The following is an 11,712-nucleotide window of genomic DNA, read 5'->3' as shown; positions in this document are numbered from 1 at the left end:
TCAAGCTCGCCTACCCGGGAGTGGGGTCGTTCGCGATCTTGTTGGCAATCTCCTGCACAACCAGGGTGTTGGAGATGCGGTAGCCCTCGGTTTCGTCGTCCCATCGCCCAGCGTCGACCAACTCCTGCACCACCTCTGGGTCGTAGTCCTCGAGCTCGCTCAGCAGGTGGTCGGGGATGAACCCTTCATGCCCTCCCGTGACGCTGCGGAAGTTCGCTTCGGCATACAGGGCTTCGGCGTGGTCGCTCAGTCGCTTCTCCATTCCATCGAGCGTAGTTGGCGCGGCCTCCAGCCGGGCGTACATGCCTGATCTGCCGCGCCGCTTGTTCACCGTCGAGGAGTGCCGCCGCCTCCGACGGTGCGAAGCCTGCACCTGGCACACCAAGACCATGGGCCACCACCCCGACTGCCCGAGAGGGAAACGATGACCTACCCACCGAACGAGATCGCCCGCGGCGACCAGCATTACGCCTCGGTCGGTGAGGGACTCGACTCACTGATCGACGCGTTCAACTGCTCTGAGGACCACACGCAACTCGAGCGCCTCGACGCGATGGGCGCCTGGCTCGCCAACCCCGACCGTGGGGACGGCGTCACCCTCACCACACTCGAGCACGCCGGCACCCTGGCGAACCTCCTCGTCGTCGCGATCGCACGCCTGGCCGCCCATGTCTAGCGACTGGATGCAGCGCGCCGCCTGCGCCAACCATCCCGACCCGGAGGTGTTCTTCCCGACCCAGTGGGCCAGCCCCCGCCGCGCGTTGGCGATGTGTGAACGGTGCCCCGTCACCACCGAATGCCTGGCGCACGCGAAGAAGATCGGCGCCAACACGGGCATCTGGGGCGGCCACGAACGCGGCACCCGGGAATCCCTGCTGTGACCGTCGACCAGGAGTTGCACCAGCTCGCTGTCAAAGCCGCCGGGCAGTACCCCGACAGCCTCCTCACCGCCCAAGGGTGGACCCGCCAGGAGCTCGTCGACGCGATCCACGCACGCCTGCAGACGAAGTACACCGACATGCGCGCGACGGGGGAGCTCGTCGCCGACGACGACGGCGTCATCCGCCCGGCGAAACGCTCACGCCGCCAACGCCGCCGCGACCACACCACCCCGGCCGCCCAGCCTGCACGGTGCCCCACACCGACGAAGTTGGCGTTCCGCGATCAAGCCCACGCCGATGACGTCGTGCAGCACTGGGGTTACGAGGACGCACCCGTGCGACCCACCCGCGCGTACCCCTGCCGTTGCGGAAGCTGGCACCTCACCAGCCAAACGGCCGGTCAGCAGGACACTGGTCGGCATGACTGACATTCCCGACACCGAGCTGACCCAGAAGCTCCGCGCCATCTGGGAGGGGCTGAACAGCCTCACCGACGACGCCCCCACGTGGGAGCAGTGGTACGCCGAGCACGCCGTCGGTGGCACACCCAACGGCCGCGCCCTGGCGGCCATCCTGTTCGACCGGGCGTGCACCTACTGGCCGGACTATTTCCGTCCGACCGACAGCCCGGCAGTCGCGGTCTGGGGCGAACTGATCGACAACAACTTGCCCTTCGCCACACCGGAGGTCATCGAACAAGCCGTCGACCACGTCGCCGAGACCTCGGACCAACCCCCCGGTGGGCCCGCCCCCTTCATCCGCGCCGTACGACACATCATGGAAGGGCCACCAACGTGAGCACCCGCGAGTACGCCAAGAACTTGTTCTCGACGTGGAGCGACGACGACTTCTGCGCCCAACCGATCTTCGACAAGCTGCTCTTCCAAGTCCTCAACGGGCAGCGCACCGTCAACACCGCCGGCGTCTTCCCGATCAACTACACCCGGATGCGGAAAGCCATGCGCGACGGGGACACCCAGCCAACCGAACAGCAACTCCGCGACGCCCTCGCTCGCCTTGAGGGCCGCCGCTACGTGTTCATCGACGAAACCACCGGAGAGGGCCTCATCCGGTCCCGTGTGCGCCGCGACGAACTGGAGAAGCAACCCACCGTGCTCCTCGCGGCGCTGCGGATGATGGCGGCGTTCGACTCCCCGAAGTTCGCCGCCGTCATGCTGACCGAACTGGGCCGCATCGCCCTGCCCGTCATCACCTCCAACAGCGACAAGGCGAACGCGTTGCGCAACAACCTGAAGCGCGCGTGGGACGACGCACACGCCCATCTGAGGACCCTCTCCGAAGGGTTCCAACAACCCTCCGTATTAGACCCACTAGAGACCCTCTCCAGACCCTCTCCAGAGGGTCACGACGACCAGGGAAAACACCAACCCACCGAGACCCTCTCCAGACCCTCTCCAGACCCTCTAGTTTCTGTTTCTGGTTCTGTTTCTGTTTCAACCTCACGTAACGCTGTTGGTCACCTTGGGGGGCAGCGCGACACCACCCCCGACCAGACCACCCCACCCGGCCCAGACGACGAACCCCCCGAGTACTGCCCCAAACACATGCCCCACGGCGACCCCGACACCAACTGCGGCCCCTGCGGCGGATACCGACGCCTCCACACCAAATGGGTTCGACGCCAACCCGACCGAGACGCCGCCGCCACCCACACCGCCACCCGCCAAGCCCAAGCACGCGCCCACGCCATCGCCAACTGCACCTGCTGCGACACCGAAGGCTGGACCCTCGACGACGACGGACTCGTCACCGAACCCGCCACCCGCTGCACCCACCAACCCCCAAATGACCCCCATGCCTGACCGCACCGGCGAACCCCGCCCAGGACGCGACGAACCCGTCACCGACCTCGACACACCCCTGCCGCCCATCGGACCCACACGCGCCGAACTCCGCAACATCGCCATCCACGCATGCCACCTCTGCGACGACCACGGCTACCGACCCGGACACGCCACACCCTGCGACCACCAAGACCACACAGGCCCCGCCAAACGCGGAATCGCCGCCATACGCGCACAAATGGGCTGGGACCGCCCCGAAAAAGCACCCACCGACACCACCCAGCCACAGCCCTAGCTGCACCCCCCCGTCACAGAATCCACCCCAATGCCACCCGTCATGGACCGCCAAAGCAGCCAAGCCCGCACCGAGCGCGCCTGGAAACTCCGCCTACGCGGACGCAGCTGGCCCGAGATCGCCGAAGCCGAAGGATTCCGCACCCCCCGATCCGCCCGCGCCGCCGTCCGAAAGTGGCTCGAGCGCAACCCACCCGATGAGCTCGCCCTCATGCGCCGCGCGGCCGGCGACACCCTGGCCGTGATCATCGACCGGGTCCTCGACAGCCTCGACGCGGCGCAGGCGAAGGGCGATCACCGCGGTGTCGCGCAGCTGGCGCAGGTGGCCCTGGACGGCGTTGGCCGCAAGATTCAGCTCGAGGGGTTGGCGATCCCGGTGGCGCAGCAGGTCGAGGTGACGGTCAACCAGTCGCCGACTGAGGTGATCGCGGCGACGCGTGAGCGGCTGCTGGCGCTGCTGCCGAAGCCGGCCGCGGTGATCGACGCGGAGGTCGTGGCGCTGCCTGTCGAGGCGCCGCAGTGACGACCGCCGTGGTCGACGATCCGTTGCAGTCGGCCGTCATGGCGGCGATGGACGTCGCCGAGGACCTGGCGGCGGGGAAGCTGCAACCCGCCGCTCTGGACGCCGAGGTGGCCGCGGAGTGCCGCACCCTGTTCGGCACCGTCACGGGCGTCGGGGATCCGTTGTGGGAGCTGCACGTCGAGGTCGCCCGCCAGGTGCTGGCGCTGGGTGGCGTGCCGGCGGGGGAGCTGGCGGAGTGGACGGCGGTTCAACGGCAGGCCGAGGGCGCCGACGATGCGCCGGCGGAGTCGTGGATGGTGCGGGCGCTCGAGCAGATGGCCGACGAAGACGGCGCTCTATGACAGCAGTCAGCGCTTCCGCCGCAAGAGCCATCGTCGAACGCCTGGACGGACGACGAGCAGGGACAGGGCGAGTAACCCGGAGGCGACCAACATGAAAACAGCCAACCCGATAACGGTCGATCTCTCGGGTTCCGACGGCGTAGAAGAAACCCGGAACATGATGGCGATCGCTACGCCCGCCGACACGAAGGCAAGCCGACGCATCCATTCCGCAACGAGCACTATCGTGGCGTTCTCGTCCCACAGCCTCTCCATGACTGCCTTGTCCCACAGCTTCTCCAAGGCTTTGACGTCCGCGCTTGTGAGAGGACGAGGCTCTCGTCTCCGTATCTCGGCTAACGTGAGAGCGATTGCGTCATCTACTGTGTCGACGCCTGGCAGTGACGTTGGCCAGTCCTTGCGAATCCCAATCAGCGCTTCGAGACGGTCGTAGACGGATTTTTTCGACGAACGCCAGGTGACTAGCGCACCGATCATTGCTCCAATGACCACACCTATCGGCGTTGCCCATGACGAGAAGGTATTTCCGGTACTCGCAGCTTCCGCGACAACGGTTATCACAGATGAATCTTAGAGCGGTGGATGTCGCGAATCTAAAGTTCAGCGACACGGCGTCGAGTGACGCTGCGGGACGGGGAATCCGCAGGACGCCGAGTCGCAAAAGTCGACGCACAATTCGAGTAGCGTTACTCAATAATGCGATACTTTTGCTACAATTGGGTCATGGCCACCGCCGCACAAGCTCACAATCACCAACAGACGGCTTCGTCGCCACCACACGGCAAGGTGCTCGGCTACGCCCGGGTATCGACAGGCCACCAGTCCCTCGATCAGCAGCACGACGCGCTCACCCAGGCGGGCGCCGAGAAGATGTTTGACGACAAGCTGTCCGGCACGTCGACACGTGAGCAGCGCCCCGGCCTGGCCGCCCTGCTGGACTACGCCCGAGAGGGCGACACGATCGTCGTCGTCGGTATCGACCGTCTGGGCCGCAACGCCGCCGAGGTGATGCTCACCATTCGGGACCTCGGGGAGCGGGGAATCGTGCTCCGCTCGTTGCGGGAGGGCATCGACACCTCGACGGCGGCCGGCCGGATGATCGCCGGTGTCCTGGCATCCCTCGCGGAGCTCGAGCTCGAGCTGGGCCGCGAACGGCGCACCGCGGCCCGGGAAGCCCGACGTTCGCGCGGTCAGCCCATTGGCCGGCCACCAGCGCTTACCGACCGTCAGCGGGAGCAGGTGCTGAAGCTGCACGCCCAGGGCGAATCGGTGATCGACATCGCCACGACGTTCGGCGTGGGTCGGGACACCGTGTACCGGGTGATCCGTGCCGCCGACGTTTCAGTCGAGACCTAGAACTTCCCTTCCCCCGGGCTCTAGCTGCAAATCCCACCCAAGCAGCTATTTGTTCTTATACTCGCGCGGTGGCGGAGGGGCCCTCGACGGGCGATGGGGAAGCGACGGGGCAGCCGGAAGAGTCGAAGGTTGCCACCAGCACGCAAGCTGGCGGTGGGCAATCCGGCAAGCAGGGTTCGGATGGTTCCAACGCGATAAAGATTGCGTGGATCGGCGCTGGCGCCACTGTGGCCGCGGCGTTGATTGCAGCCTCCGTAACCGTCGCGACGAGTGGCGACGACTCCACGGACGCAACCAGTTCTAGTTCTGCGGCAGCCGAGGTTTCGTCGCCGAGTGGCGAGCAACCTCCGATCGTGCCTTCGCCACCAATTCAACCTGCTAAGCCAGTGACGACGAGTTCGACGGCCGCCGGCGGGTCAGCTCTAGAAACGCAGAACGTGGGGGTGACGGGAACTGCCTTCAACGAATCAGGCGATGGGGTGACGGTGAAGGGGTGGGCAGATCCAACGGTGGCGGCGGCAGTTGTCCTGGTTGGACCGCGGCCTGGCGAGAAACAGTTCTGGTCCACGTCCGTGACTATGCCGCCGTCTGCCAAATCCACGGTGAACTCACGGGTGGGGTGGACTGCGTTTGTGTCGAGTGCGCCGGAGAAGATTCCGGCTGACATGACGGTTGAGGTGTATCCGATGCTGATAATCGCTGCGGGGCAGGTGGAAGTGCAGGCAGCGGTTCGAGACGCGCTGGAATGCGTCAGGCGGAACGTTGTTGGAAGTGTTTCGATTGCTTGCGGTTTGGGTCAGCCGGTAAGGATTGGGAATGGCCGCGTGCCGACGGGACCGATGCAGCCTCAACTCGGGCGCTAGATTCCACCTCAGCGGCACCCCCGGCTGAAACCCTACGTTGGTGCCTGATTGCGTTCGTCTGTTGACAGCGGTGCGTCATGTCCAGGCGCAGCGGAGGTTGCGGCGGCCGGGTTCGCCGGCGGAGTTGGCGCGCCGGTTGGATCCGAAGTTCCGTGTGACGCCGACGATTCGGTTGTTGTCGGATGTGGCGGTGCGGTCGTTTCGGAATCCGGATGAGCGGGACGTGGTGTCGACGCCGCCGCGGACGGGGAAGTCGCAGACGGCGGTGATCTGGAATGTTGTGTGGGCGTTGATGGAGAACCCGGATCTGAAGATCGTGGTGGTGGCGTACGGGGATGATTTGGCGCAGACGCATTCGCGGGAAGCCAGGAAGATCATCAACGAGCACCAGGAGTTTCTGGGGTACAGGTTGGCGCAGGACAAGACGGCGGTGGGTCGGTGGCGGGTCGACGGCCATGAGGGCGGGCTACTCGCCGCGGGTATCAATTCGGGTGTGACGGGGTTCGGTGCGGATTGTCTGCTGATCGATGATCCAGTGAAGGACCAAGCTGAGGCCGATTCCAAGGCGCACCGGAACCGGATCTTGAACGAGTACCGCTCAACGCTCGCGCCCCGTGTGCATCCCGGGGGCAGCGTGATCGTCATCCAAACCAGGTGGCATGAAGCGGACTTGACTGGCTCTCTCCTCGCGCAGGAGCCGGATGTGTGGCGGCATACGAACATCCCGGCGGTCAGTGAGGCGGGTGTTCCGGATGCGTTGGGCCGGTTGCCGGGGGTGACGATGATCAGCGCGTTGGGGTTTACGCCGGAGCATTATGCGGCGATGCGGCGGACGTCGGGTGAGCGGACGTGGCATGCGTTGTATCAGGGGGTTCCGTCGGCGCCGGAGGGTGGTTTGGTGAAGGCGTCGTGGTTGGAGGGGTGGCGGTTGCCGGCTGCTCCGTCTGGGTCGGTGTTGACGGTGGTGGGGGTGGATCCGGCGGACAGCGGGCAGGGCGATTCGTGCGGGATTGTGGCGGCGTCGTTGACGTCTGAGGGTGTGACGGCGGTGATCGCGGATGTGTCTGCGCCGTTGACGTCGGATGCGTGGGCGCGGGCGGCGGTTCGTCTGGCGGTGGACGTGGGGGCGTCGGAGATCAGTGTGGAGTCGTTCGCCGCTGGGGAGACGTACCGGCGGGTGGTTCGGGAGGCGTTGGCGAGTGAGGGTGTGAGGCGTCCGATCCGGGTGACGGCATGGCCACCGAAGGGTTCGGGCCGGGGCCGAGGCGACGCGATGGCGAGATCCGCCGCCCTGCTCCAGGGCCTTGAGGTGGGGACGGTCCGCCTGGCGGGGCATTTTCCGAAGTTGGAGGACGCGGCGGTGTTGTGGCAGGCGGGGCAACATCAGCCGGACCAGTTGGCCGCGTTGGTCGTTGCCCACGATGTGCTGATCCACTCGGTGGGCAGGGAGTGGTCGATGGCGGGCCCGCAGGAGTTGGGTGGGTCGTCGGCGCCGGCGGGCGGTGGTTCGGTGACGGGCATGTCGGACTGGATGTCGCGCCGGGTTGGTTGATCGAGTCTCTTCGTGGTGCAGCTATGTGTAGAAGATGTGGTAAATCTCCCGGCCTTCTTCGGTTTCCAGTTCGATGTCATAACCGGAGTCAGGCGCCGGAACACGTCTCACCGATCGATAGATAGTTTGGCCGTCTCCTCGTAATTCGGAGACTACCTCCTCAACGTCGTAGAGGAATTCACCGTTGACGCCAATTCCCCGAATATGCCGCAGACGCTCGAGCCGCTCGTCTGCGGCCCCTTGCTTCTGGGCCAGCTTGGTCTGTCTGCGGATGCCCCGAGCCGAGACGAACAGGGGCGCCACGAAGGCAAAGGAGCTGATCAGCTTCCACAGCGGGTAGCGCTTGTTCTGCGCGGTGAACGCGGCGAGGAGGTCGCCCTCCCATTCAGGTCGGTAGTACTCGCGGAGCTCGCGCGGAAGTCGGCGAAGGGCGAGGGCGACCAGGAGCCCGGGAACGTCGTCGAGGCGGGCGCTGATCTCATCTTCGAGCATCTTGCTCAGCACCTTGGTGATCGCCCAAAGCAACGCGGCGCCGACGGTACCGACGATGACGACAAGCCCGACCACAAGGCAGAGGGTCCAGAAGTCGATGTTCATGAGGTCCACCCGAATGCCTGAAGCGGATTGCGAACGCGGCGGCGCTTGGGCGCCGGCGAGAACTCTTCCTGGGCCTCTTGGATGAGCGTGCGTGCGCGGGGCACCGCTTGGGGACGCATGGTGTAGGTGATGCGGGGTGGTCCACCGGATTCTGGTGTGGCGCCAGGGTCGTCGTGTCGGGTGAGCCATCCGGCGCCTGTGAGTCGCGCGAGGATCTGGTAGGTCTTCGCGGAGCTGAAGCCGGTGCTCTGCATCAGCTTGTACCCGTACTGGGGTTCGCCGAGCTCGTCGACAAACTCCTTCAGCACTCGCACTACCGCGCGGGTTGGGCGGACCTCTTCCATACCCGCATCATACATACTTTCTTACATAGTCCACGGGAAGGCGTCACTGGCCGTAGGGGTTCTCGACCACCCCTTGATACATGGCAGCAAGGCCATCCCGCTGGGTCGGTCATGCGTCGGTTGGCGGTCTTACCGTGCGCGGGTGGAGTCGCAGAGCTATCAGTATCCGGAGCCGTCGCCGATCGAGTCGAGTGTCAGAACTCGCATTGGGTCGCGGTGCGCCCGAGTGACGCAACCGCCTTCACGATGGTGCATCGGCGGGCGTCATGAGCACCGGCATGGGAGGGAACATGCTCGGTGAAGACGGAGGCGACCCCAAGGATGGCGACCCGTGCCCGCGGTGCGGATCGGTCGACACGTGGGCATCTCAGCACTGGGAAGTACCAGATCTGGTGTGCCGGGCGTGCAACGACGGAACCTGACAGAAGGACGCGTGATGGCAGAACAGAATCCGTGGGCCTGTGTGGGATGCACACCGCCGCACTGGGAGAACGGTGTCTACGTCGACCGGCTGACGATCCACCCGCTGTGTCGTCGCCACAACGAGGATGGAGTCGCGGTGTACTTCGACGATCAGCCGGGCCGCATGTCGTGGTGCATCACACTCCCGCCTGACCTGTATCCGGATATCGGCAGCGGCGTCGTGGGCATGTCGAGCCGCGCCGAGGCCGAGCAGGCGCGCGCTGCGGCCATTGAGGGCGAGGCCGCGCTCCGCGGCTTCCTTGGCCCAGCGTGGGTCGTTCCGGCGACCGCCACAACCTGACGTAGGGCGCGTCATAGGGCGAGGTCGGTCAGTTCCCAGAGCGGGTCCTCAGGACGAATGAAGTCCAGGATCGCGAAGTCTTGGGGTGCATCCGGGCTTGTCTTATCCACTTTCCGGTAGAGCATTCGGAGATCGTCGGTGATTTCTCGCCTATAGAACCGGACGTTTCCCGCTACTCGTTTTCCGAGTTTGTTGTCGGGAGACTTCTTCATTGATGTCATGTCCGCGAGGACCTTCAACTGGTCGTCGCGGCTGAGCTGCCGAAATCGCTCTTCCGCAGGGGGCGCTAGTACGACTTGACCGCCAGACTCCAATTCGAGAGAACCCTCCCGAAGCACGCTGTCCTCGTAACCGATGGCATCCTCGGCCATGGCGTTCGCCACCAGCTTGACTATGGGAGTCACTTTTCCTTCGGTTACCTCTACGTCAGCTCGGGCCACACTGTCGAAGGCAGCTTTTGCACTGTCAGGACCCAATTCGAAAGATGTCAACCGATGAGATATGGGTCCCACAAGCATCAATAGAACGCCCGCTACGAGTAAAGCCGCGGGCCCGCCGACGCCACCGGACACCAACATGACAACAGCTGCTGCCACGATCAGGGCAGCGCCCAGCGTCCACGTCGAATAGCGTATCCACGCTGGCACTTCGCTGTCGTCGCTCGCTGGCATGGAGCCACCGTAATGGTCGCGACGGGGCGCTGTCGGTGGTTGCGTGTTTATCCTGCGGCGGTGGCAGCACCTGAGGGTCCGGTGGTCGCGGTCGACCAGATTCACATCGGCCCGGTCGACGACAGCATCGAGCACGTGATGAACGCGTTCTGCCCGTGCTTCCCGGCGTTACGCGTGGAGTCGGATGACGATGTGGTGCAGGTCATCACGTATCAGCACAACGTGGTGGGTGACGCTGCGTGACGGCCGCCGCGAGGGCTGATGACGGTGACGGGCCCCCGCCGTCGTCGGGGTGGTTGCCGCCGCTGTCGGTGGAGACCCGCAACGAGCTCGCCCCGATCCTCGCGCTGCTGAAGCGGGACTTCGACTCTCATCTGGTGTCGGCGGTGATGTCCACACCCAAGGCCGGGCGGGCGATGACGGAATTGGCCGGGCCGGACCGCGCGTGGTTGGTGGCGGGGTTGACGGCCGCGGGGGTGACGGCGCAGGACATCGCCGACCGGTTGCGGTGTTCGTTGCGGCTGGTGAGGTCGATCCGAGCGGATCCGGTGACGCAGCTGTGCGAGTGCATTCTGCGGGCCGATCAGGTGGCGTCGGATCAGGCCCGTTCGGAGTGGGTGGATCATATGGCGACGCGGGCGGAGCTGCGGCGTGTCCGGACGGAGATGGCGCGCCTGCAGGTGCAGTTGGATCAGTTGGTCGCGGAGAGCACGTCGGGGCGGTTGACGACGTTCCCGAAGTGTCGGCACCCGAAGACGAAGTACAACGTGTACTCCCACGGCGGCCGGGATCATTGCCGCCAGTGCCGCCGGGAGAACAAAGCCCGTGCTCGGAAACTGATGTACGGCAACGACGTACCCAGCGATGTCGTTAGTTGTGACCCCGGAAATTCAGTGAAGGAGCCCGCCAGATCATGAATGACTGTCTCGGCCAAGCCATCCTGGTCCTGGTGGTCTACGCGTTGGCGGTCATGCGGATCGTCCGGCTCATCAACGCTGACACCATCCTCGACCCCATGCGCATCGCCATCGCCCGCCGCGCCCGCGACACCAACCGGTCCGAGGTGGAACGCGGCCGGTGGTCAACGGTTGAGTATTTCACCGGCTGCCCGTGGTGCGTCAGCATGTGGGTGGCGGCCGGGACGGTGTGGGTGCCGATGTGGTTCGCGCACAAGCCCGTCGCCCAATACGTCGGGATCCTGCTGGCCGTGTCGATGATCGTCGGCCTGATGGCCCGGTTCTCCACCGACGAAGATGTGGAGATCGTTGAATCATGAGCAAGATCCGACCGGGCACGTGCGGAGATCCCGGGCCGTACAAGGCGCACTGCACTGACTACCCGGGCCACTACTACAGCTGCTACGACTCGGGGGACGACGTGTCGTTCAACCATCGGCAGGACTTCGAGCATCACTGCGACGACACCACCTGCGCCCGCCGCGACTTCGTCAACGTCGGCGACTGAGCGATGGCTTCGCTTCCCGAGCCAATCAAGTCGCAGATCACGGCGATGGCGGCTCTGCGCGATCTCGAGACGGAGCGTGCGCGCGCCGATCAGATGCGTGAGGACAGCAACAAACTGTATGAGCTGCGCGGCTGGCTCCGTCTGTGCGACGACGATCCCGCGGGCCATGCAGAGTTCTATCGCTGGGCGTGCCACTACATCTTCGGCGATGAACCACCCGTCGATGAGGACGACTGGCCCCCGTCTGAACACCCCTGA

Annotated in this window: 20 protein-coding genes; 15 read left to right on the top strand and 5 right to left on the bottom strand. The window is 65.3% G+C overall.

Annotated features, from left to right (window positions below):
* Positions 1-10: 10 nt before the first annotated feature.
* On the bottom strand, positions 11-262 hold the full coding sequence (locus H7K45_RS28025) for a hypothetical protein (protein WP_263999436.1): 252 nt from the start codon (positions 260-262) through the stop codon (positions 11-13).
* 162 nt (positions 263-424) lie between these two features.
* Here H7K45_RS28025 and H7K45_RS28020 point away from each other — a divergent pair, with 162 nt between their 5' ends.
* The 7 genes from H7K45_RS28020 (at position 425) to H7K45_RS27990 (ending at position 3,844) form a co-directional block, all read left to right on the top strand.
* The gene (locus H7K45_RS28020; protein WP_263999435.1) at positions 425-676 is read left to right on the top strand and encodes a hypothetical protein; all 252 of its coding nucleotides are present in this window, start codon (positions 425-427) and stop codon (positions 674-676) included.
* Positions 669-881, top strand: coding sequence for a WhiB family transcriptional regulator (locus H7K45_RS28015; protein WP_263999434.1), 213 nt, complete (start codon positions 669-671; stop codon positions 879-881). Before H7K45_RS28020 ends, H7K45_RS28015 begins: the two co-directional genes overlap by 8 nt.
* Positions 878-1,309: a hypothetical protein gene (locus H7K45_RS28010; RefSeq protein WP_263999433.1), complete on the top strand. Its 432-nt coding sequence runs from the start codon at positions 878-880 to the stop codon at positions 1,307-1,309. Before H7K45_RS28015 ends, H7K45_RS28010 begins: the two co-directional genes overlap by 4 nt.
* Positions 1,302-1,679, top strand: coding sequence for a PIN domain-containing protein (locus H7K45_RS28005; RefSeq protein ID WP_263999432.1), 378 nt, complete (start codon positions 1,302-1,304; stop codon positions 1,677-1,679). Before H7K45_RS28010 ends, H7K45_RS28005 begins: the two co-directional genes overlap by 8 nt.
* The gene (locus tag H7K45_RS28000; protein WP_263999431.1) at positions 1,676-2,704 is read left to right on the top strand and encodes a hypothetical protein; all 1,029 of its coding nucleotides are present in this window, start codon (positions 1,676-1,678) and stop codon (positions 2,702-2,704) included. Before H7K45_RS28005 ends, H7K45_RS28000 begins: the two co-directional genes overlap by 4 nt.
* A gap of 307 nt (positions 2,705-3,011) precedes the next feature.
* Positions 3,012-3,503, top strand: coding sequence for a hypothetical protein (locus H7K45_RS27995; RefSeq protein WP_263999429.1), 492 nt, complete (start codon positions 3,012-3,014; stop codon positions 3,501-3,503).
* On the top strand, positions 3,500-3,844 hold the full coding sequence (locus H7K45_RS27990) for a flagellar hook-length control protein (protein ID WP_263999427.1): 345 nt from the start codon (positions 3,500-3,502) through the stop codon (positions 3,842-3,844). The genes H7K45_RS27995 and H7K45_RS27990 overlap by 4 nt, the downstream gene beginning before the upstream one ends.
* A 6-nt stretch (positions 3,845-3,850) precedes the next feature.
* Here the strand turns inward: H7K45_RS27990 and H7K45_RS27985 are convergent, their stop codons facing one another.
* Entirely contained in the window at positions 3,851-4,405 is a 555-nt protein-coding gene (locus H7K45_RS27985; RefSeq protein ID WP_263999426.1) for a hypothetical protein, read from the bottom strand.
* Positions 4,406-4,567: 162 nt separating this feature from the next.
* Here H7K45_RS27985 and H7K45_RS27980 point away from each other — a divergent pair, with 162 nt between their 5' ends.
* Positions 4,568-5,200 (top strand): recombinase family protein, encoded by a 633-nt coding sequence (locus H7K45_RS27980; protein ID WP_263999424.1) that lies wholly within the window; start codon positions 4,568-4,570, stop codon positions 5,198-5,200.
* 960 nt (positions 5,201-6,160) lie between these two features.
* A complete protein-coding gene (locus H7K45_RS27975) occupies positions 6,161-7,615 on the top strand; it encodes a terminase large subunit domain-containing protein (RefSeq protein WP_372512674.1) in 1,455 nt (484 codons plus the stop codon).
* 21 nt (positions 7,616-7,636) lie between these two features.
* Here H7K45_RS27975 and H7K45_RS27970 read toward each other — a convergent pair whose 3' ends face one another.
* Together H7K45_RS27970 and H7K45_RS27965 are read right to left on the bottom strand one after the other, a co-directional pair.
* Positions 7,637-8,212, bottom strand: coding sequence for a hypothetical protein (locus H7K45_RS27970; protein ID WP_263999422.1), 576 nt, complete (start codon positions 8,210-8,212; stop codon positions 7,637-7,639).
* Positions 8,209-8,520: a helix-turn-helix domain-containing protein gene (locus tag H7K45_RS27965; protein ID WP_263999420.1), complete on the bottom strand. Its 312-nt coding sequence runs from the start codon at positions 8,518-8,520 to the stop codon at positions 8,209-8,211. The genes H7K45_RS27970 and H7K45_RS27965 overlap by 4 nt, the downstream gene beginning before the upstream one ends.
* Before the next feature lie 472 nt (positions 8,521-8,992).
* On the opposite strand from H7K45_RS27965, the gene H7K45_RS27960 reads away from it, so the two are divergent.
* Positions 8,993-9,319, top strand: coding sequence for a hypothetical protein (locus H7K45_RS27960; RefSeq protein WP_263999418.1), 327 nt, complete (start codon positions 8,993-8,995; stop codon positions 9,317-9,319).
* A gap of 11 nt (positions 9,320-9,330) precedes the next feature.
* Here H7K45_RS27960 and H7K45_RS27955 read toward each other — a convergent pair whose 3' ends face one another.
* Entirely contained in the window at positions 9,331-9,990 is a 660-nt protein-coding gene (locus H7K45_RS27955) for a hypothetical protein (protein WP_263999416.1), read from the bottom strand.
* A 60-nt stretch (positions 9,991-10,050) separates the two neighbouring features.
* On the opposite strand from H7K45_RS27955, the gene H7K45_RS27950 reads away from it, so the two are divergent.
* Genes H7K45_RS27950 through H7K45_RS27930 form a run of 5 tightly spaced genes read left to right on the top strand, consistent with a single transcriptional unit; the run spans position 10,051 to position 11,712 of the window.
* Complete coding sequence (locus tag H7K45_RS27950; RefSeq protein WP_263999415.1) at positions 10,051-10,233, top strand: hypothetical protein; 183 nt, start codon at positions 10,051-10,053, stop codon at positions 10,231-10,233.
* On the top strand, positions 10,230-10,907 hold the full coding sequence (locus tag H7K45_RS27945) for a hypothetical protein (RefSeq protein ID WP_263999414.1): 678 nt from the start codon (positions 10,230-10,232) through the stop codon (positions 10,905-10,907). Before H7K45_RS27950 ends, H7K45_RS27945 begins: the two co-directional genes overlap by 4 nt.
* Complete coding sequence (locus H7K45_RS27940) at positions 10,904-11,266, top strand: DUF1360 domain-containing protein (protein WP_263999413.1); 363 nt, start codon at positions 10,904-10,906, stop codon at positions 11,264-11,266. Before H7K45_RS27945 ends, H7K45_RS27940 begins: the two co-directional genes overlap by 4 nt.
* On the top strand, positions 11,263-11,454 hold the full coding sequence (locus H7K45_RS27935; protein ID WP_263999412.1) for a hypothetical protein: 192 nt from the start codon (positions 11,263-11,265) through the stop codon (positions 11,452-11,454). Before H7K45_RS27940 ends, H7K45_RS27935 begins: the two co-directional genes overlap by 4 nt.
* Before the next feature lie 3 nt (positions 11,455-11,457).
* Positions 11,458-11,712, top strand: a complete 255-nt coding sequence (locus H7K45_RS27930; protein ID WP_263999411.1) for a hypothetical protein — start codon at positions 11,458-11,460, stop codon at positions 11,710-11,712.

This window comes from Mycobacterium yunnanensis, from assembly GCF_025823185.1.
Lineage (GTDB): Bacteria > Actinomycetota > Actinomycetes > Mycobacteriales > Mycobacteriaceae > Mycobacterium > Mycobacterium yunnanensis.
Note: the sequence above shows the minus strand (reverse complement) of the source record. Positions and strands in the feature narration are given on the sequence as shown.

What these genes read in the sequence shown, in the direction of transcription:
- H7K45_RS28005 (WP_263999432.1), top strand. Translation starts at nt 1,302, where the DNA reads ATGACTGACATTCCCGACACCGAGCTGACCCAGAAGCTCCGCGCCATC.
- H7K45_RS28020 (WP_263999435.1), top strand. Translation starts at nt 425, where the DNA reads ATGACCTACCCACCGAACGAGATCGCCCGCGGCGACCAGCATTACGCC.
- H7K45_RS27980 (WP_263999424.1), top strand. Translation starts at nt 4,568, where the DNA reads ATGGCCACCGCCGCACAAGCTCACAATCACCAACAGACGGCTTCGTCG.
- H7K45_RS27970 (WP_263999422.1), bottom strand. Translation starts at nt 8,212, where the DNA reads ATGAACATCGACTTCTGGACCCTCTGCCTTGTGGTCGGGCTTGTCGTC.
- H7K45_RS27940 (WP_263999413.1), top strand. Translation starts at nt 10,904, where the DNA reads ATGAATGACTGTCTCGGCCAAGCCATCCTGGTCCTGGTGGTCTACGCG.
- H7K45_RS28025 (WP_263999436.1), bottom strand. Translation starts at nt 262, where the DNA reads ATGGAGAAGCGACTGAGCGACCACGCCGAAGCCCTGTATGCCGAAGCG.
- H7K45_RS27995 (WP_263999429.1), top strand. Translation starts at nt 3,012, where the DNA reads ATGCCACCCGTCATGGACCGCCAAAGCAGCCAAGCCCGCACCGAGCGC.
- H7K45_RS27935 (WP_263999412.1), top strand. Translation starts at nt 11,263, where the DNA reads ATGAGCAAGATCCGACCGGGCACGTGCGGAGATCCCGGGCCGTACAAG.
- H7K45_RS27955 (WP_263999416.1), bottom strand. Translation starts at nt 9,990, where the DNA reads ATGCCAGCGAGCGACGACAGCGAAGTGCCAGCGTGGATACGCTATTCG.
- H7K45_RS28015 (WP_263999434.1), top strand. Translation starts at nt 669, where the DNA reads ATGTCTAGCGACTGGATGCAGCGCGCCGCCTGCGCCAACCATCCCGAC.
- H7K45_RS27960 (WP_263999418.1), top strand. Translation starts at nt 8,993, where the DNA reads ATGGCAGAACAGAATCCGTGGGCCTGTGTGGGATGCACACCGCCGCAC.
- H7K45_RS27930 (WP_263999411.1), top strand. Translation starts at nt 11,458, where the DNA reads ATGGCTTCGCTTCCCGAGCCAATCAAGTCGCAGATCACGGCGATGGCG.